This window comes from Desulfovibrio sp. 86 (assembly GCF_902702915.1).
Classification (GTDB): domain Bacteria; phylum Desulfobacterota; class Desulfovibrionia; order Desulfovibrionales; family Desulfovibrionaceae; genus Desulfovibrio.
Map to the genome: position 1 here is coordinate 531,034 of NZ_LR738849.1, position 25,147 is coordinate 556,180.

A 25,147-nucleotide genomic window follows, 5' to 3' on the forward strand; every position below is an offset into this window, starting at 1 on the left:
CAGCAATCCCCCGCGCGGATGCGGCCATGCCAAATCCGCGCGGGGGAACCACAACCATGAAGCAGCCCATTGCTCCTTCCATAAGCGTTGACCGTATCATCACCCGCATCGGGCCATTGGGCCGCCGCGAGGTTGTAGACGTGCTGCTGCGCGAAGAACGCTACGAACTTGTCTGCAATGGCATTGCCGTGGCCGAAATGCACTGTATGCCAAGCTTGCTGCGCGAACTGGCCGTGGGGCGGCTGCGCACTCTTGGCCTTTTGCATGAAATTTCTGCCTTGCAATCACTTGATATTGATGAAAAAAACTGTGTCATCGAGGTTTCGGTAGCAGCATGCCCCACGCCTGCCGCTGAAGCCTCCGGTGATGTGCGCCTTGCCCCGGCGCAGGTGCATGCCCTGCAACAGGCATTCAATGAACGCTGCGATCTTTTTCGCGCCACTGGCGCAGCCCACAGCTGCGCTCTGGCCACGCCCGACAGCCTGCTGCTTTTTTGCGAAGATATTGCCCGTCACAACGCGCTGGACAAGGTCATAGGGGCCATGTTGCTGCAAGGCCTGGACCCAAACGGCAAAATACTCATCTTCAGCGGGCGGCTCGCCTCGGACATGCTTTCAAAGGTTGTGGCCTGCGGGGTCAAGCTGCTCATCGCTCCGGGGGCCCCCTCGCTCACATCCGTGAACATGGCCGAAGTCTGCGGCATTACCCTGCTGGGCTTTGTGCGCCGCGACAACATCAATATTTACACGTGCCCGCAAAGGATATGCTGAGATGAACCGCACCCAGCAACTCTTTACGGCGGGTGGGCATGCCCAACTTGCCGCCTTTCAGCCAGAGCGGGAAAGTTTGCCGCTGGAAGAAGCCCTTGAGCTGCTTTTGCGGCACGCGCCCACAGTAACCGCGTCGGAAGAAGTACCCCTTTTTGATGCCGATGGCCGCATATGTTTTGCCCATGTGCGCGCCACGTTACCCCAGCCTCCTTACGACCGGGTTCAGGTGGATGGCTATGCCCTGCGCAGTGCCGACATTGCCGGCGCCTCGCCAGAACGCCCCGTTATCCTGCTGGTTACCCAGCATCTTTATGCCGGGGACGCGCCGGGGCTCCCCCTTGAACCCGGTCAGGCGGCACGGGTCACCACCGGGGCCGTGCTGCCGCAGGGTGCAGACTGCGTTGTATGGCAGGAGGACACCCTGGCCGACAGCCAGACCGTGGTTATTTCACGCAGCCTGGCCGCCCTGCGCAACTGCCGCATGCGCGGGCAGGACATGGAAGGCGGCAGCCTGCTTGCCGCGAGCGGCGATGTGCTGCACAGCGGTACGCTCAGCCTGCTGGCGGGTCAGGGGCATGCCCATGTGCGCGTTTTTTGCCGTCCCAGGGTCAGCCTGCTGGCAACGGGCAGCGAACTTGTTCTGCCCGGCGCGCCGCTGCCGCAGGGCGGCATTTACAACATCAGCAGCACCCTGCTGGGTCTGCGCCTGCGCAAAATGGGCGCGCGCATCGTGCGCATGGCGACAAGGGGCGACAACCGGATGGAATTGCAGGCATACCTGGCAGAAATGCTGGCCGGGAGCGATCTTGTTATCACCACCGGCGGTGCTTCGGTGGGGCCAAGAGATCTTGTGCCCGCCATAGCCGCAGAGCTTGCGGCGCAACAGGGCGGCAGCCTGCTGTTTCAGGGTTTGCGCCTCAAGCCTGGCTCCATGACGCTAGGCGCAGCCCTGCCGCAAACACTGCTGCTGGGGCTTTCGGGCAATCCTGTGGCGGCAGCCGCCACCTTTGGCTTGCTGGCTGTTCCGGTGCTGAAAAAAATCAGCGGCGCGACACGCTTTGCTCCGGTGCGGCAAAAGGCCGTGGCCCGCAACGACTTTGGCTCGTTCCGCAAAGACGAACGGCGCATCGTGCTGGCGCGCCTTGAGGGCAAGGACGTGTATTTTGCCAGAGACGCCCGGCGCATGGGGCAACCGGCCCTGTGCGACGACTGCAACTGCTTTGTGGATATTCCCGCCGGCAGCAACCCGGTGCGCAAAGGCATGGAGGTAGACATCATTTTGCCCTGATCCTCATAGGTACTGTCTGTAGACAGAGATATAATCATACCCTATGCTACATGGAGGAATGTTGTGGTTATCCCTTCCCCCGTCCCCCCCGGATACACACCTCCAGCAGGGTTCTTTACAGCCACCACCACTGAAATGGTAAAAAACACAGCCATTGTCTGGCAGGAAGCCCTGCTCGCCGCCAGCCGCACACTGCCCCTGCAAAAAGACATTCCCAGCCTTTTGCGCATGCTGAAACACTGCTGTGATTCGCTCATGGCCTTTCAGCGCATCCACATCGTCGTTGCAGCACCCATGCAGGAAAGAGCGCGGCTCTTTATGCTTGATGAAAGCGCTGGCCGCTCTGCCCTTTCAGAAGAAGACCTGATTCCCCAAAAGGGCCAGCGAGAATTCTGGAGCCAGACCGATGTGGTCTGCCTTGATGCGGAGCAGTTGCAGCGCGATTTTCCCGCCATTGCAAATCTTGACCAGTACCGTAATGCCAGCGGCTGTCTTTTTGTGCCCGTTTCCACACTGGGCGGCAGCCATTGCGTCATGGATTTTCTCAAAACGGACGGCAGCGTTTTCAGCCCTGATTCGCTTGTTTTTTTCCGGGTGCTGGCCGGGGTGGTCACGGCTTCTGTAACGTCCATTATCAACATGGAAAGCGTGCGTCTGGAAACAGAAAACTTGCGCCGCGAGCGGGACCACTTCAGCATTCTTGTGGACGTGACCAACACAGCCATCGGCACACTTGAAATGAATGACATGGTGGAAGTGGTCGCCAGCGAGATACGGCGATTTTTTGGCATACGCGACTTTGCCCTGCTGCTGCGCGAAGCCGACGACATGTTTTCCTTCCACTGCGCACGGCCGCCGTTGTCGAAGACTGCCCCCACAGCGCCCGCAGGAACGTTTCCGCTGCCGGGAAGCCTGTTCAACCGCTGTAACGACATCAACGAACCCCTGTTGGTGCGGCAGGGCGACATCGCAAAACTTTCACGCAAAGACCCGGCCTCGGACTTCATTCTTGGCAACGGCAACCAGGCGGCGGGACTTTTTCCCCTGTATTTTGGCCAGTACTGCCTAGGGGCCATGCTGTTGGCGCACAGCCACCCCGATGTTTTTACCCACGAATCGGTCAGCCTGCTGGGCCAGATAGCCTCGCGCGTGGCCATTGCCGTGCGCAACGCCCTCGACTATGCCACGGTTACTGTTCAAAAAAACTATCTTGTCCAAGAAAACCTGTATCTTTCAGAGCAGATACTGCACCAGTCGGATCCTGGCGTCATCATTGGGCAAAGCCCTGCCATCATGCGCGTGTTGCAACAGGTGGATATGGTGGCCGCCAGCGACAGCACCGTGCTGCTGCTGGGTGAAACCGGTACGGGCAAGGAACTTTTCGCCCAGGCTGTTCACAATCGCAGCCCGCGCAAATCCAAACGCATGGTCAAGATGAACTGCGCTGCGGTTCCTGCCGGTCTTTTAGAAAGTGAGCTTTTTGGGCACGAAAAAGGCGCTTTTACTGGTGCGGCCACGCAACGCAAGGGACGCTTTGAACTGGCCCACGGCAGCACTCTGATGCTGGATGAAGTGGGGGATATTCCGCTGGAATTGCAGCCCAAATTGCTGCGAGTGCTGCAATCGCGCGAAATTGAGCGCCTTGGCGGCCATAAGGTCATACCCGTGGATGTGCGCCTGGTGGCGGCCACCAACAGAAACCTTCAGGAGATGGTGCTCGACGGCACCTTCAGGGACGACCTGTTCTATCGCCTTAATGTTTTTCCCATCGCCATTCCGCCGCTGCGCGAGCGTCGCGAGGACATTCCCCTGCTGGCCAAGCACTTTACCCAGCAGATGGCGCGTCAAATGAAAAAGAATATCACAAATATTCCCTCAGCCGCTCTGCGCTGGCTTTGCGACCAGCCGTGGCCCGGCAACGTGCGCGAACTGGCCAATGTTATCGAGCGCGCCGTGATTCTTTCCAGTGGCCCCAACCTGAATATCTGCCCGCTGGAAGTTCCCGCCCCTGTTGCAGCGCATTTTCAGCGCAGACACGAGGCTTCTGCTCAGGTTGCGTCCGCGCATCCCATCCACCCTGCCCATACGGATACCCACCACCAACCTGGCGAGACCAGCAGCGAACGCGACCGTATTGTGGCCGCCATTCTGGCCTGCAACGGCGTCATGGCTGGTTCGCGAGGGGTAGCGGCCATGCTTGGCCTCAAACGCACAACCCTGCTCTCGCGCATGCAACGCATGGGCATTGATATCAAGGATGTGCTGGAAACACGCGGGTAAACGCAGCCCGTCTGACTCCGCATCGCCGCTTCCATATTTGAACTTCAGAAGGTGGCCGCCTGGCTGAACAGTGATTAAACTGAATCACTTGGCAAGCCCGCCGCGCAGAGTAGCCATGCCCAGTACGAATGTAATGCACGGCTTCCCTGTTGGCTGCGGGCTTCAAAAGTTTTTGAGAGCACATCCTTCAGGACGACAATATCAAGAGCCTGCTCGCCTACGAGTCTTTTCAGCCGGGCGTTCTCATCCGCCAACTGGCACAGCCGCTTTACATCAGAAATGTTCATCCCACCGAACTTGCTGCGCCATTTGTAAATGGTCGCATCCGAAATGCCATTCTGACGGCACAGATCGACAACGCGCACTCCAGCCTCGCCTTGCCGCAAGAACGCGATAATTTGTTCTTCGGTGAATCTGCTACGTTTCATTCTTGTGCTCCAATGTCAGGAACACTAACTTTTCAATGGCATACTTTTAGGGGGGAAGGTCAGAGCCATGTGCCCTAAAGGGATGACTATCGTCGAACTGGTCAACAGCCCCTATCGCATCACCGAACCCATGCGTCGAAAGCCTGATGGACAGTGGGAACGCATAACCTACAAGCAAGCCGCCGATATGGTAACCGAACGCATGCGGGCTGTGCTTGAACGCCATGGGGAAAAAGCTGGCGACCACGTTGCCCTGACCATGCCGCTTTGGGACTGTCGCGAAAGCAAAATAGCGGCGCTTATGGCCCTACGCACCGTGGGCAGCGTTCATGCCATGCCCCCGGGGGAATCCTGCGTTTCCAGCGCGTCAAAAATTGCTATCGCGGCATGGATCCGCTCCATGCCGCGATTTTTCCTACTGCCTACAATGCATATTTGCTGTTGGCGTCGCGCATTTTATGCACCGCTTCTGCCAGGGCGTCCACATTGAGCACCATTTCCATCATGCTGATCTGTTCTTCCCACTTGGCGGGGTCGGCCTCCGCCTTCATCTCGGGTTCAAGAACGTGATACACACAGAGTCCCAACGGGACTCCAGCCAGGGATCCAGCGTAGGTGGGGTCGCCCAGAGTGACGGTTTCGGCATAGATTTCCGCACCTTCAGGGTCGGATGAGCCGAGAATCACCACTATGTTCTCCGCACCACACTTTTCAGCCGCGTCCTTTACGCGTTGCTGATTTTCCAGATCCATGGCTCCGGCGGCAGTTCAAACAAAGCACTCGGTTGCCGAAAACAGGATTTCGGCTCCCGAGTTGGCGAAAACATCCGCCATTGCTGGCCCGGGGACACCGTCCCGTTCGCCCAGCAGTAAAAGTTTTTTCCCAGTAAGTTTGCTCATCATGTACTCCAAGATAGTTAAGCGGGTTCTCATGTGAAGGCTATGGAACCTGCTCTCGCAGGCCCGCAGCCAGCCCGGCACATGCGGGGCTGGCTGAGCGCATCACAACAATTTTTCCGTTTCGCTCTTGATGGCCTCAATTGACACATTGTCGCCCGAGAGGCGCGCCACAACCTCTTCCCCTTTATAAAAGAGGATGGTAGGCACGGCCATGACCCGTAAACTGATGACCAGACGACGATTTTCCGCAACATTGAGTTTGCAGAACTTGATCCGCCCTTCGTAGGCAGCTGCGAGCTTTTCTACTTCGGGCATGAGGGCCAGACATGGCCCGCACTGGGGCCCCCAGAGATCCACCACACAAGGTGTGCTGCTCTGCAGCACTTCCGCCTCAAACGTTTCCTTATCCACAACAATCATGATGCATCCCTTACTATTTTCTGCTGATGCCACATGCAGGTTTTTATAGATACCCGGACTCGGCCAAGATACTGTGCGCTTCGTCCGTACTGACGCCCGCCAGCTTGATGACGGGGCCGGTGCAGCCCATGGCGGCTTCCGCGTAGATGCCCCGCTTCCACAGGGCGCGTACCGCCACCTCCAAATCAAGCACATCTATGCCGTGTATTTCCGCGTCGGTTGGCACCACGGTCGGCGCGCGCACCTCTTCCGCATGAGCTGGTTTTGCCGCTGTAAGGATTGCCAGCTCCTCATCCAGTCCGGCCTTTTTGGCCAGACGCAGCTCGTTTGCCACCACCTCCGGCAGCCTGGCCCTCACACAAGCGGCTGTGTAGAGCAAAGCGTTGGATATGACCGAAGCGCCCGAAGCCCGGGAAACAATACACACCACTCTCTTCCAGCCAATTCCCACAGAGGGGCCGTACCCCCATCCGCTGGCTTCGTAAGAGCCGCCGGAAGTGAACGCTCCGAAGACCTTGATGAGCGCGTTGCCCGTCAGGGTGTCGGTGACGCACACGTCCACAACTCCGCGCAACAGGTCGTTGCCGCGCAGCAGCGAGCCGCCGTCCTTCCGTGAACTTGCCCCCAATTGCAATGGATATCCTTTTTCAACGAGGTGACAGAGCGCCCGCAACACCTGCGGGGCGCCATCCAGATTGAGAACCCCCACCCGGGGGGAAGCCGTACCCATTGCCCTGGCTACAGCTCCCCCCAGCACCGCATTGAGCAGCATGGCTTCGGCCCGGTGGGCAGCGCTCATGCCCGTGCAGGAAGCAACGAACATGGGCTTGCCCAGCGCGGGCGTTTGCATGCGCCCCACGGTTGTCACGCCCATCGGAAAGGGATAATGCAGGGCCACAGCCCCTTGAATGACGCCGGAATCCAGCGCATGTTCCATACCGGAGGCTAGTTCTCTGTCTTCACGACCGGTCTCTATCCACTCCATACCATCGGGAATCTGATTTATGGGCCGAGGGCCCACCCCCACGACAGTGAGCGCCGCATCCGCCTTCATGGCGGCCCTGGCTGCGGCCAGAAACTCCTCATCGCCGTGTTCGCCACCTGCGGCCATCAGGCCGACACGACACCCTTCGCGGCCAGCGCGGGCTCTTGCCACCAGGTTTTCAAGAGATTTGCCAATGACGGCGCGTCTGTTGTCTTGCGTACCCATAGCGCCCTCTAGTTCTTTTGCAGGTTGGCCGCCACATCGGAGAGCGCGGCAAGCAATTCCTCCAGAACCTCTCTCTTGCTCGCCATTTCCGCCGGATGCGTTTTTTCGCTGGGCATTTCCACCATAAAGGACGCGCCGTCGGCAAGATTTGTCAGGCGGCCCAAAAACAGGCTGCCCTTGCCGATAATCATGACCCGCCGCAAGGTTCCCGCCTTGAGCGCTTCCAGGGCATGCCCAATATAGGGCACTCCGGAAGGGATATGCCCCTGCGTGGGGACAAAGCCCGGCATTCCGCGCTCCGTCGCGAATTTGGGAATATCCGCCCTCTCCAACTGCCCTTTCATCACCGCAAGCGCCGCAATCATCTTGTAGTTGGCCTCGGGTACGTTGCCTGCACCAGCAGGCAACGTAATTTCGGCGTTGTGCAGTTCCGGCGCGTACTTGTCGATATCCGTCAGTTTGAGCCCGGCACGAGTCAGCGGCTCAAACGTCAGGGCCGAGGTTATGGCCTGCGGCGCCGCCCCTGCAGCCACAGAATGCTTGCCAAGGCAATCCAGACGGATGACCGGCGTCTGCCCATCATCGGGCGTAATCAGCAGGGCAAAGCTGCCGACGCAGTTTTCCAAGGCAGGCAATCCCTTTTTTACATGATCGCGTGAGTTCATGTAGAGTTTTGGCACAGACCCGCCACTCACCACCGCCACATTGGCGCGTGCGCCGCAAGCCACCATACTTGCGGCCACAATGGTTGACGCCACAGGCCCGGCGCAAAAACCGCGCACATCAAGCCCGCTGGCGTTGCCGCACTCAGCGATTTCGGCAATGGCCTTGGCCATGTTGCCGCCGCCGCGCTGCATGGCGTCGCCCACGGCTTCCTCTGAGCATTCAACTACAAAATCAATCTCTTCAGGTGACATCCCGGCATTTTTCATGAGATGCAGCAAAGCCAGGACGCCGCTGGCCTTGCAGGCGATATTTTCCAGCATTATGGACGCTTCAAGATTTTCATCCGTGTCGTGGGCGCGGCGGCAACACCCGACCACACGGTCTTCGTAATACAAAGGCAGGGCGTGGTGTTTTTCAATTGTTTCAGCCAGCTCAGCCGCAGGATGCCCTTTTTCCAGGCGGGCCAACTGCTTTTCACCCAATACGGGGCTTTGGGCCATCCTCGTCGCCACATGCTGCGCAAAGCCTTCTTCCAGCCATATGAGATCAAAAACATCGCAGATGTCCATAAGCCCGATGAATTCATCCTCGGGCATGATTTCTCCGAATTTGCCGAACCGGGTCGGGGTCCCGGCATGTTCCGTCCAGGGAGCGGGAACATTTACCAGTTCCTCAATACTCATGGCTCCGATATATGTTTTGTTTGGCGCATATGCCTGAGCCTGTGCAAAGGTTTGAGCGTGCCGGGGCAGCGCGCGAAGAAACTCGGAATCCCCCTTTGCCATACGTTCCTGTGCCGGGGTGCCCCCATGGTGCAATGCCAGCTCGGGTGCGAAATTCAGGCAATACGCTGCTGCTTTGATACCAGCGGTATTCATGACTGTGTTCTCCCTGATGCGCTTAATGATGCAGGTATGCATAGGCCGACATGGCCGCCCTGGCCCCATCGCCTGCCGCTGTGACCACCTGCCGCAACGAGGTGCTGCGCACGTCGCCAGCCGCGAAAATGCCGGGGACGGATGTTTGCAGATTTTCATCCGTGGCCAGCCAGCCGCCATCAACCCTTTTCAACAAACCGTTCACAAAGCCGTCATTGGGCAGCATGCCTATGAATATGAACACGCCGTTCAGGGGTATCTCGCTCCGGGTATCTGTTTTAACGTTACGCACCACTATTTTATCAACCATGTCGGCGCCTTCAATGGATTCCAGCACACTGTCCATAACTGGCACTATTCGCGGGTTGGCCAGGGCACGCTCCACAACCAGCTTGTCGGCGCGGAACTGGTCGCGGCGGTGCACCAGGTAAACCCTGGAAGCAAATCCTGTAAGATAACAGGCTTCCTCCACAGCGGTGTTGCCGCCGCCTATGACCGCCACGTCCATATCTTCAAAAAAGGCTGCATCGCATACCGCACAGTACGAAACCCCCATACCCGTGTACTTTCCCTCTCCCGGGCAGCCCTGCTTGCGAAAACTGGCCCCGCTGGCCACAATGACGGCTCCGGCCTCAAGCTCCGTGCCATCCCTGAAAATGACAATCTTGCTCTTGCCGCGAACTTCAACCTTATGCACAAAGGCTGTTCTGAACTCGGCCTTGAAAAACTCGGCATGAGCGCGAAAGGCGTCCGCCAAGCCAGATCCGGTACTTTCCAGAAGGCCGGGATAGTTTTCTATTCTGCTGGTGGTCAAAATCTGACCACCAGCACGTCCCTTTTCCAATACAAGCGTATCCATCCCGGCGCGCTTGGCGTAGATGGCAGCAGCGAGCCCGGCTGGCCCAGCGCCGATGATGATCAGTTCACGTTTTTCCATGTCTCTTCCTGCTGTTCTCCGGCATCCCCCCCAGGGCGTGCCAGACAAGTACGTTCTCCATCCCTGCGTGTTCTCCGTGACGTTTCAGAGATGCGCGCAGTCGCCCTCCTCTCCAAACATGCCTGCGCAATTACAACAGGAAGGTGATAAACGGCATAACGAGGGTGAGCCCCAAAACCCAGAACAAAAGCTGCTTGAACGTATGATCGTAGTCTTCCGCTTCAGACAGGATGAGAGCGCCGCCGATATGAAAAGGACTGGCGCACATGACCACCAGGCAGCCCGAGAGCACGCCCAGATAAATGCTGTTGGAAAGGATGGTTGTAACCCCGACCATGGATTTTACAGCCACGGGAATGACCAGCCCCAGAACGGCGATCGATGAGGATTCAAAGTTGGCCAGAATCGTACCCACGATGGTCACGCTGAACCGTACCAGCGAGGGGTGCTGTATGCTCACAAGGTAGTCGCCTATGGAGTGCAGCACGCCCAATTTTTCCAGTAAGCCCACATAGATCAGTACGCCAGCGATCATGATGGAAATGCCCCAGGGCAGTTTGCTCAGGGCCGCTTTGGATTTGATGCGGAAGGCAATTTGCAGGACCATGCCGATTGTAAAAGCGGTCAGACCGACATCATACTTGAAAAGCACCAGAACGATGAAGGCCACCATGCCCAGGAACGAGCAGATTTGGTATGGCGTAAGAACAGTTTTTTTAGAGGTTCCTTCACTTTCGGCCATGGTTGTGCTTATGGGACGGCGCAGCAGCTCCAGACCGCCAAAGATGAAAAAGGCCGCCACGGCCACGGCCACGGCAATGACGCCCTGAGCAAGGAAAAGATACAAAGCGTCCAGGGGGATGCCAGCCTTGGCGGCCTGCTCGGCCACGAGGTTGCCCCAAGGGTTAAAAGGCGTGAAGCCGCCTACGCACGATCCCTGAATAAGGATAATACCCATAAGTGTTGGGCTGATGCGTTCGCGTTTGGCTATTTCCAGCGCCACGGGAACAGTGATGGCAAAGGCGGCGGCAGGCAGGGCGCCCACAGCGCAGATGAAGGCCGCCAGCACGTGGATGATCCAGGGGAGGAGGTAGACCCTGCCTTTGGCCAACGCTACGGCTTTTTTAACGATAATTCCCGCAAAGCCGCTTTCCTGTACATGGTTCCACAAATACATGACCCCCAGCACCAGCAGCACCAGTTTGGCGGGAAAAGCGGAATACAGATCTTTGAGCGGAAGACCCGTGAACAGAACAAGGATGAAACTGGCCGGAATCATGATCAGGCCAAGGTTGATGTGCTGCCACAGACTCAGGCTAAACACAAAGGCAAGCCAGACAAGCGCGCAAATCTGAAGAGTTGTCATAAACACTACTCCTGATGGGATTGTAGTTTGTGATCATATTCATGATATTGGCACGGGAAGTGCTGCTTTGCTTACGGGGCTAGGCTGGCTCTCTGGCGACAGCCTCCAGCGCCTTGAGCACAATCTGTCTGCGCAGATTTTTTTCAGGAGCGGGCGTCAGTGAAGGATTGCCCACAGGGTGCGGAATGCCGACCCCTGGGACAATGCGCGACACGCCAATGGCCGAGGCTATGGAGGTTATGGTACAGATTTGCGCTGTGGGGATGCCACACCGCTCGATTTCTTTGGTGATCGTTGCACCGCAACGAGTTCCGGTTCCTCAGGTGGATGTGAGGATGACGCCTTGCACATTGTCGGCCAGCAGGGCCGAAGCAATAGCCGCGCCAAAGTTCTTGCTGTTCTGGTATGATGTGCCGTTGCCGGTGGTTGTAAAACAATACTCGGCCAATTCGCCAATAAGCCCCTCGCTCGCCAGGTCGCGGCAGACATCAAGGGGCACCAGCCTGTTGGGATCTTCGTTGACAAAAGCGTTATTGTAGCCACCGTGTACGGTCTGAAAGGCATCAGGAGACAGCGTCTGCAGGCCTTCCAGCGAAAGACGGAAAAACTTGCTGGCGCGGGAGGATTCCAAACCTTCAGGGTTCCCCTTATGCACCAGTCCGCCTTCCGTCACCAGCGCGATGCGCGCTTTGGACACATCCGCCACCGGGGCTGCGGGAGCCACCTCGTCAAAGACGGGCATGGGCAGTTCCGTTGGCACGTCCTTGCCATCAGTAACGGCAAGCAGCATCTCCACTGCACGCCGGGCTCCGGTCTCGGGACTCCAGATATTCTTGCGGAGGCCTGAGGGCAGGTAGCCGTCCACAGCGGCTGGCCCCAGTGGCTCGCCGGCAGCCAGTTTGCGCGCCAGAGCGCACATGGCGGCAATGGCCGGGCGCATGCCCGCCACGGAATTGCCCGTCTGCGCAATGAGCACCTTATGACGGTACATTTCCGCACCGGGGTTTTCTGAATACATTCCCGTAATAACAGGGATGTGCAGCTCTTCCGTCACTGCAGCGCAGATGGCTCCACAGGCGGGGCCATACCTGCCGGCATTGAATGCCGGGCCTGCCATGAACAGATCCGGCTTCTCGGAACGGATAAAGGTCAAGAGGCTTTCAATGGCCTTGTCCTGATTCTCGGCCATATAGTTGTCACCGCAGACCACAGTGGCGGATACGGTGCCAATGTCCTTCAACTGTACGGCAAAAGCCTGGGCTGGGCCGATGGGCTCATGCCTGATCAGCGGGGGAATGTCCGCCTTGTCTTCTCCACCGATCTGACCAAAAAACTGATTGAGATAGTGGACGATCTTCATCATCGCACTCCGTAGTGGTTGGAGTTTTATTTCCCATTTCGGTCTGTGGATGGCGTGTGCACACCCTCAGGGCGCTTTCAACAAAGCCGCGTTACTTTCTGGCAGAAGGCTTTTCACCCCACCGCGGTTCAGAACGCGGCGGCCTGCAACCTGTAAGCCCCGAGCTGGTTGGTGGCCGTATACATTCTGCCCAACGCCGTTTTGAACGACTGGGACGCATCGGGAACATTGAGCAGGGAAGCTCCCCCCAAAAGGGTGGACACAGGCGGCAGGACGACAACCTGATCATTGTTGCCTGTGCTGATCACATGTTTGGCCAGGGGCGTCGTATCCACCAGCGAGGGCTGATCACCTTCGGGTCCGGCAAGTTCATTGATGAGCATTACCGATGCAATGCCCTGGGCCGCGCACGCCTGGGTGCAGAACATGAGATCCGAATCGGCGTGGCCGCCGCCTTCCTGCGTCATGATTACGCCGTGGGCGCCCAACTGCCGGGCCAGTTTGGCGGCAAATTCCGCCGTGCGCTTTTTCTCGAAAAGCGTGCTGTGTTCGTTGGCGATGACCACACCGGCAAACTCAAGGGTTTTGCCGTGGTTGGCACACAGTTCCAGCACCACAGGATTGTTGAGGTGCAAATAGGTGGGATTTTTTTGGCAGGCGATAATGTAGTTGGCGCTAACAATGGCGCCATCCAGTACTTCATTGGGATGCAGCAAGGTGGGAAGCAGCGCGGTAACGTTTTCACCATACACAAAGGTGCTGCGTAACGGGCCCTGCGATTGGAGATAATAGATGTAAACGATTTTCTTCAGCGGCGTTTCAATGGGGGCGTCCATGCAAAAATGGCGGATCTTTTCCGGCTGCATACCCCGCGTGGTTTCACCGAGGTACAGGGCCGCCGCCACAAGAGCCTTGCGCGTGGCCTTGTCAAACTCCACATTTGAAACCTCACGCTCCGTGACGCAATTGAGGACAACATTATGGAGCGCGCTAAAAAGGGAATACTGCGCGCCGGGGCCGGACATATCAATGATGCCTTCCTGAATGCCCTGACGATTGCCAGTCTGCATGACGCTGACGCCCTCAAGCACGTGGGTGCGTCCACTGCCTGCCAGACTCATGGGCGAGAATACGCCCGGATAAGGGTTCAGGCCCGCGTCCTCCTTGATGCGGGGCTGCATCACATCCATGACATTGATGATCCGTGCGGATTCACCGGGCCGGACAACGTTTATCCGCACTTCTGAAAAAAACTGATCGTCATTGACCCGGCGGGCCATTTCCTCTCTGTCGATTGTAAGAACGGCACCCGACAATTCCGTCCGTGCTCCGAACCGAACCTCTTTAACTGGAAAGTCGCACAATTCAAGATTCATGAACAACTCCTCAATAAAGGTCTATGGTAACGCCGCCGATACTCAGCCATGCATAGGCCTGGGCTTGGACTGCACCATCTGCCCCCTCAATTCATGCATACGCTGTCGGATTGCCTCTGCATCCACAAGGGAGAGAAAAGGTTCGATATGCCGGGCAAAAGCCTCTTTTGAGAAAAACCCCCTGACTTCCGGCTCGGATACGTGGTGCACCTGCAGATAAAACTGGCTGTCGGTCAGCGGACCGGACAACGAAGGATCCCCGCTGGAGACGGTATCCCCCTGAATTTGGCTGCTTTCGGCGTCGGGGCAGCCGAGGAGCACATGAAGATTTTCATTGCCGAATTGCTTAACCACCGTCACCAATTTCCATTGATCTTCCAGATCCATGGCTCCTGCCATCATTCAGACAAAGAACTGGTTGATGGCAAAAACCACGGTGTGCCCGCTTTCTGTCAGGGCAGCGGAAATGGCTTCGGACGGTACGCCGTCCATGGCTCCGATCACGATGATTTTCCGGGCTGTAGTTTCCATATGTCATCCTCCGGTTGCACTTGTGATATTTATAGCAATAGGAATGCCACAACAATTTCTCATGTTTTTCAGACAATTATGATTCATTCTTTACAATTTGTATTAAATTTGAGACAGTATTTTTTAAGAATATTTAAATAATATTAAATATAAGTATGTTATAATTTTTCAAAAATAGGACACTTTTTCTCATGAATAATACACTCAATCCCAAAGCTCTGCTGTCCAGCCCGCAACTGCTGGACAACCTCGATGACGCGCTCTTCCTGCTCGACCGTCAGGGGGCCGCCATCCCCGGCAATACCGCCGGGCGAGCGGTGCTGACCCATGCGGGCGGGGCTGTGCGCAAACTGGCGGATTTTTTCTTCAACGAGCTTTCCCTTGGTGATATTTTTCTCAAAAAAGACGCAACTCCCATCCAACTCAGGAAGTTGAATGTCGGAGACCATGCCTATGTGGTGCGGGGATTTTTCAACGGGGACGATCTGATTCTCATTCTGTCGGAAATCACAGATCTCAAGCGGATGGCGCAGGATCTGAGCCTACAATTGACCCAGTTGCTGCGTTTCAAGATAGCCATGCAGTTTCTGGCCGACGGCATCGTCCTCACGGATGTCTTTGAGCGCATAGTGTTCATGAACAAAGCCATGTGCGAACTGCTCGCGGCCAGAAATGCCGGCGCCGATCTGGACAACCTGGAAAAACTGGAAAACCTGTTCGGACACTTGCCCACCACGGAAGCACCCGTCTGGGTCCTTGATGAGCATGAGGAAGGAACGGCAAAACCGGCTGACGGCATGCGCCTTGTAATCGAAAAACGCGCGCTGTTTTTGTCTGACAACAAACTTCACGGTTTTATGCTGCGCTTCTCAAGCGAGACCGAATCCGCCCAACACGCCGACGTTACAGACCACGGCATGAAAAAGGACGCCAGCGTCGGATCCGCAACATGGTTGCCAAGGACGGGCAAGTCCGAGACTGTGCGGCCCCAGCCTTCAAACCGGAAACAACTCGGGAGGGCCGCGTTACGAGACTTCGTTGGGCAAAGCAAGGCGGTGCTGCAAATCAAGGAAATCATCAAAAAAGTGGCCTCGTCATCGTCCACGGTACTGCTGCAGAGCGAAAGCGGCACGGGAAAAGAGTTGCTGGCCCGCTCTCTTCACGAACTCAGCGACCGCGCCAATGGGCCCTTCATCAAGCTCAATTGCGCCAGTTTGCCCGAATCCCTGCTGGAGGCCGAGGTGTTCGGCTATGACTCAGGCGCGTTCACCGGGGCCAAAAAAAGCGGAAATCCCGGGCTATTCGAACAGGCCCATACCGGCACTATCTTTCTAGATGAAATCGGCGAGATGTCGCTCCCCCTCCAGGCCAAGTTGCTGCGGATCATCCAGGAACGCGAAGTTCAGCGCATAGGCGGGCAGGCATTAAAACGGCTGGATGTGCGCGTGGTCTGCGCCACGAACCGCAATCTTCTGCACCTGGTGAAAGAGGGGCAATTTCGCAGTGACCTGCTGTTCAGGCTCAATGTGGTCTCCATCACCATTCCACCGCTCAGAGAGCGGAAAAGTGATATCAAGTCACTGATCATCCATTTTTTACGTGAATGTTCACACACATTTAAGAAAAACGTCAGTGGTGTTTCCAAGGATGTGTACTATCACTTTATGAATTATGACTGGCCGGGCAATGTACGAGAACTTGGAAACATCATTGAATACGCTTTTAACATCATAGATGGCGGAACCATAGAATGCAAACACCTTCCCCAATATTTTTTAGAATCATCATCTGATATTCGTAGTTATTCTGAAAAATTCAGCAATATTATCTCGGAATACAGCCGTAAAGTCGTCATGAACACTCTTGAGCAATATAATGGAAACAAACTTGCGGCTTGTGGCGCATTGGGAATATCGCGGTCAAAACTGTACAGAATCATTTCAGGATAAGATCCGAAGGCAGTAGTGAAAAACACTCCCGGCATGTCCACTTACTGCCATGCCTTGCCCCACTACGTGTTGCCGCAAATCCGCTCCTGTGGCCGGACATGGGAGGCATGGGGGACAGCCGCTCAGAACGTTCACCAGTGCCTGGGCGAAGCAAAAAACCATGCCCTTGTGCTTAATGATGCCGTGCTTGACCGCACGGCGGCAGGAATTATCAACGCCTTCTGCGGTTGCGCCGGCGAGCGCTGCATGGCTTTGCCAGTAATTGTGGCCCAGGAGGGCATTGCCGACGCCTTGGTACAGAAGCTGGTGGAAAAAGCCGGCGAACTCCGCATGGGGCCGGCATGGAACAAGGCAGACACGACGCTTGGACCGCTGGTCAACGCCCGCCAGAAAGAAAGCGTGCCCAAGTGGATTGAAACCGGCCTTGCGGAAGGTGCGGTTATGGTGCTGGATGGCCGGAACCCCTCGGTGGCCCCCGGCTGCGAAAACGGTTTCTTTGTCGGACCGACCATTCTTGACCACGTAAAGCCCGGTATGGCCGTGGGCGACCGCGAAGTGTTCGGCCCGGTGCTGTGCATCAAGCGCGTCAAGACCTTTGAAAAAGGCCTGGCCGTCATGAACGCCAACCCCTTTGCCAACAGGTCTGTGATCTGCACCTCGTCGGGCTATTATGCGCGCCAGTTTGCACGCGACACCGATGGCGGCCAGGTTGGCATCAACGTCGGCATTCCCGTGCCTGTCTGCTGCTTTGGCTTTACCGGGCACAAGCGGAGCTTCATCGGCGATCTGCACGTGATGAGTTCCGACGGCGTTCGGTTCTACACCGAATCCAAAAACGTCACGTCCACCTGGTTTTTGCCTGACCACCAGGGTAGCGTGGACACATGGGACGGCATGCTCTCTATCCATTAGAGCCATTTCGCTAGAGTGATAATCATTGAGAATGCATATTCTCAATGATCGGGCCGCGCCCGTTGCGGCATACACAGTGCTGGCATACCGCGCGCACTCCTCCACGCGAACGCAACCCGCGCAGTGGCCAGAGCAATTCCATAGCGGGATTGCTCTGGCCGCCACAGCGTGGCAGCCCACCGCACACCACCGCTTGATGTACGGCGCTCTCCCTCCTGCAATATCCGATTTGAAACTGAAAGTAGGGATGGACTGTTGCTTACTTGACAGGTTCAATCATATCAAAACTCTTATGGTGTTACAGTGTGCTACAAAGAGTTTTCTGACCGGAAGCGCGGGGAGTTGCAGAACCAGAGATGTAAGGCATCACGCCATTTCAACGTTACCCTGAACAGTAAAAGCCCCAACGGTCGCCGGTTTGGCAGCCGTTGGGGCTTTACGCTTTTATGAGCAGGGCAATCAGGCCAGTTTTTCAATACGCAGGGGGATGCCCTGGCGCACGGCACTGCCTGTGTCGCTTTCCGTCAAGGCAGAAAAGCCCTTGCGACTGGGGTCGTCCGGCACAAGATCATTGAGGTTGATGCCCGCCGCAGCCCCTTTGAGCGCGACAATGCGCTCGCCGTCCACCACGATGTCGCCAGCGCCAAGAGCCTTGTGCCCAAAGCCATGCTCAACCCCCACAACGCCGCGCATGATGCCGTCCGACACGGTGGCCTGCGCTGTTTCCGCGCCGCCGGGCGTGACCAGGCGCACCATGTCGCCATGGGCAATACCCAGCGCATGGGCGTCGTCCTTGTTGACCATCACCATATTGACCGGCTTGATGGAACGCAGACGCGGCGAAATGATGGCGTAGGAGTTAATGAGGTTGGACTTGAAGGACACCATGAGCAAGGGATACTCCTTGTCCGTCCAGCGCGCGCGCAAGGGCGTTCCGTCCGTGAACTCCGCATCGCGCAGTCGCGGAATGCCGCTGTAGTGCCTGCCAGTCTGCGAATGCACCGCCGTGGCCGCTTCTTCATTATAAATGCACATGGCCCGCGTCCAGCGGCTCTTGGTCGTATCGCCCTCATAACTGTCGGCAGCAGGCTCGTAGCGCCCGCCACGGCTGTAAAGATAAGCCACAGGCCCCTGCTCTTCGGGCTCAAGCACCTTGATAATGTCGGCCATTATGCGGCCGATGCCCGAAAGCTTCACGTCCTGATCCGTGGGTGAAGGCAGGGTTTTGCCTTTGAAAAAGGCCATGTTCGCGGCAAGGCGCAGATAGTAATCCTGAGGCGTGTGCAGCGGGTGCAGTTCGCCTGAGGCATCAGGAATGGCCTTGTCGCCAAAGCCGGGCAAATTCATGCGCTTGGCGGCCTCGATCAAAAAAAGCTCCATGCACACGGGCTGCCCGGAGGCCGACTTTTGCTGGCGCGGCTCAATGGCGGGCCAGCGCGCCGTGGACATGCGGGTCAGCACGCCGCTCCATGCTTCGGCAAAGCCGCCCCATACCTCGTACAGACAGGGGTCTGGCACAAGATAGTCCGCATAGGCGTTGGTTTCGTTATGAAAAGCGTCGATGCCCACAATGAGGGGCAGATCCTTGGGGTCTTTCAGCTTGGCGTCCAGCGCCCGCTTGAGTCCGCCATGGCCGTAAATCACGTTGCCTGTCCAGTTGATCCAGCACTTGAAGGTAAAGGGATACCCGTTGGCGTGGCCCAGCAGATGCTCGGCGGGCAGATTGGGCGCAGTGAGCGGAAACCACGGCATTGCGGCGGGATACGGGGATTCCCCGGCCTCAACCTTCTGCTTGTAGGCAGTGGATTTTTCGTACGCCGCCTTGCAGCGGTTGGCCGGAAAGCCCTTGGGTTCCTTTTTGCCGGGAAAATCCGCCAGATTGTAGCGCGGACCGGGAAAAGCCGGGTTGTGGAAATTGCCGGGCGCGACGCACAAGCCCCCCTTGGCGTTGAGATTGCCAATAAGCGTATTGAGGGTCAGCACGGCAAAGGTGGCGTTCATGCCAGTGGCGGTCATCATGCCGCCGTGAGCGTCCGCCGCCGCTTTTTTGCCGTGGGCCGTGAACTCCCGCGCCAGATCAATCATGGTCTCGCTGGCAACGCCGCACAGGGCCGCATATTCCTCCAGCGTGTGCGCCAGGGCTTCTTCCTTGAGCAACTGCAGGGTCGTGGCGGCCTGAACCCGCGCGCCGTCCGGCAGCGTCACTTCACCGTTGAAAAACAGCGCCGCTTCCGCGCATTTGTCCGCAGGCAGCAACGCGCCAGAGGGCGAAAGCACAAGCGCTTCACCGGGCAGGGGTTTTCCGTCCGGACCCTTGCTCCCGGCCTGCGGCGGCATGCGCAGTATCTTGCCCTGTTCAGGGCCGGAAAGACACACAAGGTGCGTGGCGTTGGAAAAAGCGGCCTCTCCGGCATCCGTGGCCGCCTTGAGCGTGGGCCGGCAGAGAAAGTGCGCGTCGTAACGCTCGTTTTCCAGTATCCAGCGGATCATACCCAGAGCCAGGGCCACATCCATATCGGGCCGTACAGGAATCCAGCGGGCCTTGTCGCGCACGGCATCGGTGGTGGAAAGCCGCAGTACCGGGTCCACCACGGCATAGTGCAGCTTGCCGTTGGTGCGGGCCTCCGCCACCATGCGGGCCGAATGCTTGAAGGGATTGCCCGCCTGCGCGGGCGCTGTGCCCCAGAACAGGGCAAACTCGCAATTTTCAAAATCCGGTTTTGCGTGCGTGTTGGTAGCCATGTCATTCAGCACAAGGCCGGAGCCCATGCGGAACGACAGCCCGCAATACGCGCCGTGCTTGCCGAAATTGCGCGTACCGTACGACTGCACGCCAAAACGCTGAAAGAAAAAGCGTTCGCGGCCATCGTCCAGAGCATAGGTCAGCAGCAGCCGGTTGGAGTGCGGCCCGAATTCCGGGTTCTGGGGACTGGCCGGGCCGGGGGTTTCGCGGATGGCCCGCAGCCCGTCCACATGGCCTTCGCCAAAAAGGTCGCCGCCCTCAACCACTTCTTCAACAAGCTGCTCAAAGGGAATGGTCTTCCAGCGGCCTTCACCGCGCTTGCCCACCCGCTTGAGGCAGTGGGTAACGCGAAAAGGGCTTGCCGAGGCGTCAATCATGGCAGCGCCGCGCCCGCAAACGGTCGAGCGGCGTTCATGCCCCGTGGACTCTTCGTCGTCCGGCCCTCTGGCGGAAAGCCCGACGAGCGCCTCGCGCACAGGCATGCTCATGGGCACGGCGTGTGACGCGGAAAGGGGGTTGTACGGATTGCCCGCCACGCGAACGACCTTGTCCTGCGCCTCGTCAATGTGCAGGCGCACGCCGCACATGGTGCAGCAGCCCCAGCAATGGTTAAAGGCCACGCGACTGCCCTTGCTCAGAGCCACAGCGCCGTCTTCGGCCACCGTAAATTCCGGCTGCAGGGCGTTTTTGTTGATGGGGTCGCGCACCGGCTCACCGGCGGTGCCGTTCACGATGCCATTAATAATTTTTTTGCCGGCGCCCGCAGTGGCGGCGGCCACCGCGCCCGCGCCAAGAATCACCGCGCCTGCGCCCAAAAGTTTACGTTTTTTGGTATCCATCAGTATATCCGTCTAAATTTGTTTGGCCTTGGAGGAGGAAGGCAGCAGGAAGGGCAGAACCGTCGCCAGAACAACCATCAGACCAACAGTGCCGCCAAAAGCGGCCAGCGCGTCCAGCGTGAGGAGGTCGGCAAAGGCTTCGCGCGCGGGATACAGGGAAGCGTTGCGCCCGAATATTTCGCCCATGTGAATGATCTTCCACAGCAGCAGTACGGCGGAAAGCAGCGCAAACGAACCTCTGGCCGCAAGGCGGGCCAGAGTGCCGCTGCCCAGCAGCAGAGTGCAGAGGGCCAGCAGGGCCGACAGAATCTCCGGCGCGTGCCACCACACGCCCACAAAGGCGGCATACCCTTGCGGAGCGCGCACCAGCAGGGTCAGCACAGCGCACAGCATTTGCAACACCAGGCACAGGCCGCCAAGCTTCAGTAATGGCGCAGCATGACTGCCCGCGCGATCGAAATCGTCAAGACGCAGGCGCAGCCAGATCAGCAAAACCAGTCCGCTGGCAGCCGTAATCCCGGCGGCAATCAACTCCACCGACGACCAGTACCCGGCCCAGAGAACCCGGCCAACGCAGGCCCGAACTTCGCCCGTGGCATAGGCCAGGGCCAAAATGCCCAGGGCTGCCGCAGCCAGGGCCACGGCGCGATTGACGGTCTGTTCCTTGCCGCTCTGCCAGAGCACCGCCAGAACGCACACAAGGCACAGGGGAAGAATATAGGCTCCCCAGGCTGTCCAGGAACTGAATGAAGGATGTGCGGCAAACTCCCACACGCGGAAGGGCTGCTCAAGCGGCACAAATACGCCCATAATCCCGCAGGCCAGAGCAATGCAGCTTGCCAGCGCCAGCACATGCACCATAAAGGGCTTTGCGCCACGCAGGGCGGCCAGCCCCGCGCCAAAAGCGCTTACGCCGCCCGCAAGGATCATGATCAGGGCCAGCGGTTCCCACGCGCCCCACTCCGGCCTGTTGACAAAGGGCACAAGGTCAAGAATGTCGTGCATGCTACGTCCTCTCCAGCGGTGTGATAGGCATTGGCTGCGGAATGGAGTCCGAGCGGGTAAAGAACCTGTCCAACCCGAGATAAAACACATGAGGATCGGTAGATTTTTCGGGATACAAAACGACAACCTTGCCCTTGTAGGCTGCCAGCATTTTGCTGGCAGAACTTTTGGGATCGCGCAGATCGCCAAAAATTCGCGCGCCGCCAACACAGTTTTCCACACAGGCGGGCAGAAGCCCGGCGGCAGTCCGGTGCGCGCAAAAGGTGCACTTGTCTGCGGTGTGGGTTTCCCGGTTCAGGAAGCGGGCGTCGTACGGGCAGGCCTGCACGCAGAACCCGCAGCCGATACAGGTTGTGGCGTCGATCAAGACAAGGCCGTCTGCCCGCTTGAACGTGGCCCCCACAGGACACACGGGCACGCACGGGGGATTTTCGCAATGGTTGCACAGGCGGGGAATGACCGCCACCGAGGGCTCTTTGTGCTCAGAGGGCGCGCCGCCCATGGCGTATTCGCTCACTGTGGTGCGAAAGTTCCCCAGCGGCACGGCGTTTTCCGCCCCGCACGAAACCGTGCAGGACTGACAGCCCACACAGCGCCTCAAATCAATCAGCATGGCGTATCGGGATTTACTCTCACCTGCCTCAGCTAACGCGCGGCCCGGAAGCAGCGAGGCCGCGCTGACGCAGCAGAGAGAAAGAAATGTTCGACGTTGCATCAAGCCTCCAGTTTTTAACACAAGATATGCTTTGTCAGGCAAGTCGCTATGATATACGCGAACCCAGCCTGACGCATAAGAGTATAGCCTAGTCTTGTATGGAGAGGGGGTTGCCGTGTCAACATTGGTATTTTGTGCACAATCATGAGGCTGCAGGCGTCACCACGGCGTCACCCTCACTCAGGTGGTCATAAAATACAGACCTGCCTATGCGCTTACGATGGCTTCATAAATATTTTATCTGTATTCCCAGGTGGATATAAACAGTGCGAAGTACAACTGACGATGGGACCATGATGCCGACAACAATATTTTTCTTGTGACGTTGCTCGCGAGCAGTGGCATGCCTTATTCTTTTTGACGGATTTTTTTGTGATGGGACGAGGCTCCCGCCACATCCAGTCTCCACTCTGGCCGCCGCTCTGAACGCCGCTCTGGCCACCACTCTGGCCGCAGATTCACGTTGCAGCCACCACACCATTTTCCCCCGCCTGCAACCCCACAGGTTGACATTTTTATCACTGCATCCCCTTTCCTTCATTCGACTTGTTGTTGCGGGACAATCCGGGCTTTACCGTTTTGAGGACGGGTAGGCAGCTTTTTGGAAGAGCACAATCAGCGCTGGTTCAAGGTACCGTTCCAGAGCCTCCGCTTGGGTCAGGCTGGTATCCGCCGAAATCTAAGCTCTCCATTGGTGGTGCGGGGACCGCCTGCAATTTAAGACAGATTTAATACCATCTGCCCAAATTTAACACCAATTTCATGCTGTTTTTCATACCGTGCTTCTGCGGGAACGGTTCACTACCGCAGGAGGATTTTATGGAAAATGTCATTCTTCAATGCGCATTGTACCTTTTATTATTGGCCGTGCTTGCATGGCCCCTGGGAATATACATGGGCAAGGTCATGGACGGGGAACCGCTTGGCATCCTTGCCGTCCTTGTGCCCTGTGAACGCGCGTTGTACCGGATTCTGGGGGTGAACCCCACAGAACAGCTGGGCTGGAAGCGGTATCTGGGCTGCGTGCTGGCCTTTAGCGCTGTCAGCACCGTGATTCTTGTTCTTCTCCTTATGGTGCAGCACACGCTGCCCCTGAATCCGCAAGGCATACCCGACACAAGCTGGGATCTTGCCCTGAATACCGCCGTGAGCTTTGTCACCAACACTAACTGGCAGGCATACTCCGGCGAGAGTTCCATGAGCTATCTGGCGCAGATGGCAGGGCTTACAGTGCAGAACTTCGCTTCTGCCGCTGTGGGCATTGCCGTCCTGTTTGCGTTAATACGGGGCTTGCGATCTTCGGGCACTGCGGCATTGGGGAACTTTTGGGCTGATGCCACCAGGGGCACGCTGTATATCCTTTTGCCGTTTTCTCTTGTGCTGTCGCTTCTGCTTGTGTGGCAGGGCGTGCCGCAGAATTTCTCAGACTACAAAACTGTTGCCCTGCTGGAGCCGCTTTCCACAGAAGACGGAACAGCCGTTACCGGGCAAATGGTTCCCATGGGGCCGCAGGCTTCGCAGGTAGCGCCCAAACAGCTGGGCACCAATGGCGGCGGTTACAACGGCGTCAACTCTGCCCACCCGCACGAAAACCCCACTCCCCTGTCGAATATGCTGGAAATGTTGAGTCTTTTGCTCATTCCCGCCGGGTTGTGCTTCACCTTTGGCCAGAAAGTAGGCGACATGCGCCAGGGCTTCGCCGTGTTTGCCGCCATGTTTCTGCTGCTGGCAATGGCTGAAGGTTTCACGGTGTGGGCCGAGCAGGAAGCGACGCCGCAGCTTGTCCAAGGCGGACTGATAAATCTGTCCCCGCAAGGCGGCTCCATTGCCCAGCCCGGCGGCAATATGGAAGGCAAGGAAGCGCGTTTCGGCATAGTTAACAGCGCCGTATGGGCGGCCGCCACCACAGCCGCGTCCAACGGCGCGGTCAATGCCATGCACGACAGCTTCACGCCCATGGGCGGTCTTGTGCCCATGGTGCTCATGCAACTGGGAGAAGTGGTGTACGGCGGCGTGGGCAGCGGACTGTACGGCATGTTGGCCTTTGTATTGCTGACCGTGTTCCTGGCCGGACTTATGGTGGGCCGTACCCCGGAATACCTGGGCAAGAAAGTTGAACCTTTTGAAATGAAGATGGCTGCAGTGGTTTGCCTGGCGACTCCTGTGATCATCCTGATCGGCAGCGGCGTCATGTGCCTTGCGCCGCAGGTTGTGGAAAGCCTCAACAACCCTCTGCCGCACGGATTCAGCGAAATCCTCTACGCAGCCACATCCGCCGGAGCCAACAACGGCTCGGCGTTTGCCGGATTGAACGCCAACACGCCGTTCCTCAATGTTCTGCTCAGCGCGCTCATGCTGGCCAGCCGGTTTGTGCCCATTGCCGCTATTCTCGCGGTCGCGGAAAGCCTGGCACGCAAAAAAAAGATGGCCGCCAGCGCTGGCACGCTTTCGACCAGCAACGGCATATTTGTTTTCCTGCTGGTTTTTGTGGTGCTGCTTGTGGGCGCACTGAGCTTTTTTCCCGCGCTGGCTCTCGGGCCTGTGGCCGAACATTTACAAATGGCGCGGTAGCCTG

General features: G+C 57.7%; 20 protein-coding genes. 7 read left to right on the top strand and 13 right to left on the bottom strand.

The window, feature by feature from the left end; translation table 11 throughout:
* The first annotated feature begins 26 nt into the window (after positions 1–26).
* From DESU86_RS02235 to DESU86_RS02245, 3 genes are all read left to right on the top strand, one after another.
* Entirely contained in the window at positions 27–770 is a 744-nt protein-coding gene (locus DESU86_RS02235; protein WP_179979557.1) for a formate dehydrogenase accessory sulfurtransferase FdhD, read from the top strand.
* 1 nt (position 771) lies between these two features.
* The gene (locus tag DESU86_RS02240; RefSeq protein WP_179979558.1) at positions 772–2,058 is read left to right on the top strand and encodes a molybdopterin molybdotransferase MoeA; all 1,287 of its coding nucleotides are present in this window, start codon (positions 772–774) and stop codon (positions 2,056–2,058) included.
* Between the two features lie 63 nt (positions 2,059–2,121).
* Positions 2,122–4,338, top strand: coding sequence for a sigma 54-interacting transcriptional regulator (locus tag DESU86_RS02245; protein ID WP_197957530.1), 2,217 nt, complete (start codon positions 2,122–2,124; stop codon positions 4,336–4,338).
* A gap of 74 nt (positions 4,339–4,412) precedes the next feature.
* Here the strand turns inward: DESU86_RS02245 and DESU86_RS02250 are convergent, their stop codons facing one another.
* On the bottom strand, positions 4,413–4,766 hold the full coding sequence (locus tag DESU86_RS02250; RefSeq protein WP_179979559.1) for a transposase: 354 nt from the start codon (positions 4,764–4,766) through the stop codon (positions 4,413–4,415).
* A gap of 82 nt (positions 4,767–4,848) precedes the next feature.
* Here DESU86_RS02250 and DESU86_RS14655 point away from each other — a divergent pair, with 82 nt between their 5' ends.
* Positions 4,849–5,256 carry a molybdopterin-dependent oxidoreductase gene (locus tag DESU86_RS14655; RefSeq protein ID WP_332068194.1) on the top strand — a complete coding sequence of 136 codons (408 nt, stop codon included), beginning with the start codon at positions 4,849–4,851 and terminating at the stop codon, positions 5,254–5,256.
* Here DESU86_RS14655 and grdA read toward each other — a convergent pair.
* The 9 genes from grdA to DESU86_RS02295 form a co-directional block, all read right to left on the bottom strand.
* Positions 5,189–5,665 (bottom strand): glycine/sarcosine/betaine reductase complex selenoprotein A, encoded by a 477-nt coding sequence (gene grdA / locus DESU86_RS02255; protein ID WP_179979560.1) that lies wholly within the window; start codon positions 5,663–5,665, stop codon positions 5,189–5,191. The genes DESU86_RS14655 and grdA overlap by 68 nt on opposite strands.
* Positions 5,666–5,767: 102 nt before the next feature.
* Positions 5,768–6,085, bottom strand: coding sequence for a thioredoxin family protein (locus DESU86_RS02260; protein WP_179979561.1), 318 nt, complete (start codon positions 6,083–6,085; stop codon positions 5,768–5,770).
* 43 nt (positions 6,086–6,128) lie between these two features.
* On the bottom strand, positions 6,129–7,295 hold the full coding sequence (grdD, locus tag DESU86_RS02265) for a glycine/sarcosine/betaine reductase complex component C subunit alpha (RefSeq protein WP_179979562.1): 1,167 nt from the start codon (positions 7,293–7,295) through the stop codon (positions 6,129–6,131).
* Positions 7,296–7,303: 8 nt separating this feature from the next.
* Complete coding sequence (gene grdC / locus DESU86_RS02270) at positions 7,304–8,881, bottom strand: glycine/sarcosine/betaine reductase complex component C subunit beta (RefSeq protein ID WP_332068183.1); 1,578 nt, start codon at positions 8,879–8,881, stop codon at positions 7,304–7,306.
* Entirely contained in the window at positions 8,862–9,776 is a 915-nt protein-coding gene (gene trxB / locus DESU86_RS02275; protein ID WP_179979564.1) for a thioredoxin-disulfide reductase, read from the bottom strand. The genes grdC and trxB overlap by 20 nt, the downstream gene beginning before the upstream one ends.
* Before the next feature lie 130 nt (positions 9,777–9,906).
* Positions 9,907–11,142, bottom strand: a complete 1,236-nt coding sequence (locus DESU86_RS02280; protein ID WP_179979565.1) for an SLC13 family permease — start codon at positions 11,140–11,142, stop codon at positions 9,907–9,909.
* Between the two features lie 79 nt (positions 11,143–11,221).
* Entirely contained in the window at positions 11,222–12,505 is a 1,284-nt protein-coding gene (locus DESU86_RS02285) for a glycine/betaine/sarcosine/D-proline family reductase selenoprotein B (protein ID WP_179979566.1), read from the bottom strand.
* A gap of 125 nt (positions 12,506–12,630) precedes the next feature.
* A complete protein-coding gene (locus DESU86_RS02290; protein WP_179979567.1) occupies positions 12,631–13,878 on the bottom strand; it encodes a glycine/sarcosine/betaine reductase component B subunit in 1,248 nt (415 codons plus the stop codon).
* 42 nt (positions 13,879–13,920) lie between these two features.
* The gene (locus tag DESU86_RS02295) at positions 13,921–14,409 is read right to left on the bottom strand and encodes a glycine/sarcosine/betaine reductase complex selenoprotein A (protein WP_269474303.1); all 489 of its coding nucleotides are present in this window, start codon (positions 14,407–14,409) and stop codon (positions 13,921–13,923) included.
* A gap of 191 nt (positions 14,410–14,600) precedes the next feature.
* On the opposite strand from DESU86_RS02295, the gene DESU86_RS02305 reads away from it, so the two are divergent.
* Both DESU86_RS02305 and DESU86_RS02310 read left to right on the top strand, forming a co-directional pair.
* The gene (locus tag DESU86_RS02305) at positions 14,601–16,358 is read left to right on the top strand and encodes a sigma 54-interacting transcriptional regulator (protein ID WP_179981687.1); all 1,758 of its coding nucleotides are present in this window, start codon (positions 14,601–14,603) and stop codon (positions 16,356–16,358) included.
* Between the two features lie 15 nt (positions 16,359–16,373).
* Complete coding sequence (locus DESU86_RS02310; RefSeq protein WP_232088231.1) at positions 16,374–17,270, top strand: aldehyde dehydrogenase family protein; 897 nt, start codon at positions 16,374–16,376, stop codon at positions 17,268–17,270.
* A gap of 459 nt (positions 17,271–17,729) precedes the next feature.
* Here DESU86_RS02310 and DESU86_RS02315 read toward each other — a convergent pair whose 3' ends face one another.
* Genes DESU86_RS02315 through dsrO form a run of 3 tightly spaced genes read right to left on the bottom strand, consistent with a single transcriptional unit; the run spans position 17,730 to position 22,572 of the window.
* A complete protein-coding gene (locus DESU86_RS02315) occupies positions 17,730–20,852 on the bottom strand; it encodes a molybdopterin dinucleotide binding domain-containing protein (protein WP_179979570.1) in 3,123 nt (1,040 codons plus the stop codon).
* Between the two features lie 12 nt (positions 20,853–20,864).
* Positions 20,865–21,857, bottom strand: a complete 993-nt coding sequence (locus tag DESU86_RS02320; RefSeq protein ID WP_179979571.1) for a polysulfide reductase NrfD — start codon at positions 21,855–21,857, stop codon at positions 20,865–20,867.
* Position 21,858: 1 nt separating this feature from the next.
* Positions 21,859–22,572, bottom strand: coding sequence for a sulfate reduction electron transfer complex DsrMKJOP subunit DsrO (gene dsrO, locus DESU86_RS02325; RefSeq protein ID WP_179979572.1), 714 nt, complete (start codon positions 22,570–22,572; stop codon positions 21,859–21,861).
* An 819-nt stretch (positions 22,573–23,391) separates the two neighbouring features.
* On the opposite strand from dsrO, the gene kdpA reads away from it, so the two are divergent.
* A complete protein-coding gene (kdpA, locus tag DESU86_RS02330; protein ID WP_179979573.1) occupies positions 23,392–25,143 on the top strand; it encodes a potassium-transporting ATPase subunit KdpA in 1,752 nt (583 codons plus the stop codon).
* Positions 25,144–25,147 lie beyond the last annotated feature (4 nt).

Excerpts from the sequence above, each read along its gene's own strand:
- DESU86_RS02235 (WP_179979557.1), top strand. The coding sequence starts at position 27 with ATGCCAAATCCGCGCGGGGGAACCACAACCATGAAGCAGCCCATTGCT.
- DESU86_RS02240 (WP_179979558.1), top strand. The coding sequence starts at position 772 with ATGAACCGCACCCAGCAACTCTTTACGGCGGGTGGGCATGCCCAACTT.
- DESU86_RS02250 (WP_179979559.1), bottom strand. The coding sequence starts at position 4,766 with ATGAAACGTAGCAGATTCACCGAAGAACAAATTATCGCGTTCTTGCGG.
- DESU86_RS14655 (WP_332068194.1), top strand. The coding sequence starts at position 4,849 with ATGACTATCGTCGAACTGGTCAACAGCCCCTATCGCATCACCGAACCC.
- DESU86_RS02260 (WP_179979561.1), bottom strand. The coding sequence starts at position 6,085 with ATGATTGTTGTGGATAAGGAAACGTTTGAGGCGGAAGTGCTGCAGAGC.
- grdD (WP_179979562.1), bottom strand. The coding sequence starts at position 7,295 with ATGGGTACGCAAGACAACAGACGCGCCGTCATTGGCAAATCTCTTGAA.
- grdC (WP_332068183.1), bottom strand. The coding sequence starts at position 8,881 with ATGCATACCTGCATCATTAAGCGCATCAGGGAGAACACAGTCATGAAT.
- trxB (WP_179979564.1), bottom strand. The coding sequence starts at position 9,776 with ATGGAAAAACGTGAACTGATCATCATCGGCGCTGGGCCAGCCGGGCTC.
- DESU86_RS02280 (WP_179979565.1), bottom strand. The coding sequence starts at position 11,142 with ATGACAACTCTTCAGATTTGCGCGCTTGTCTGGCTTGCCTTTGTGTTT.
- DESU86_RS02290 (WP_179979567.1), bottom strand. The coding sequence starts at position 13,878 with ATGAATCTTGAATTGTGCGACTTTCCAGTTAAAGAGGTTCGGTTCGGA.
- DESU86_RS02305 (WP_179981687.1), top strand. The coding sequence starts at position 14,601 with ATGAATAATACACTCAATCCCAAAGCTCTGCTGTCCAGCCCGCAACTG.
- DESU86_RS02315 (WP_179979570.1), bottom strand. The coding sequence starts at position 20,852 with ATGGATACCAAAAAACGTAAACTTTTGGGCGCAGGCGCGGTGATTCTT.
- DESU86_RS02320 (WP_179979571.1), bottom strand. The coding sequence starts at position 21,857 with ATGCACGACATTCTTGACCTTGTGCCCTTTGTCAACAGGCCGGAGTGG.
- dsrO (WP_179979572.1), bottom strand. The coding sequence starts at position 22,572 with ATGCAACGTCGAACATTTCTTTCTCTCTGCTGCGTCAGCGCGGCCTCG.
- kdpA (WP_179979573.1), top strand. The coding sequence starts at position 23,392 with ATGGAAAATGTCATTCTTCAATGCGCATTGTACCTTTTATTATTGGCC.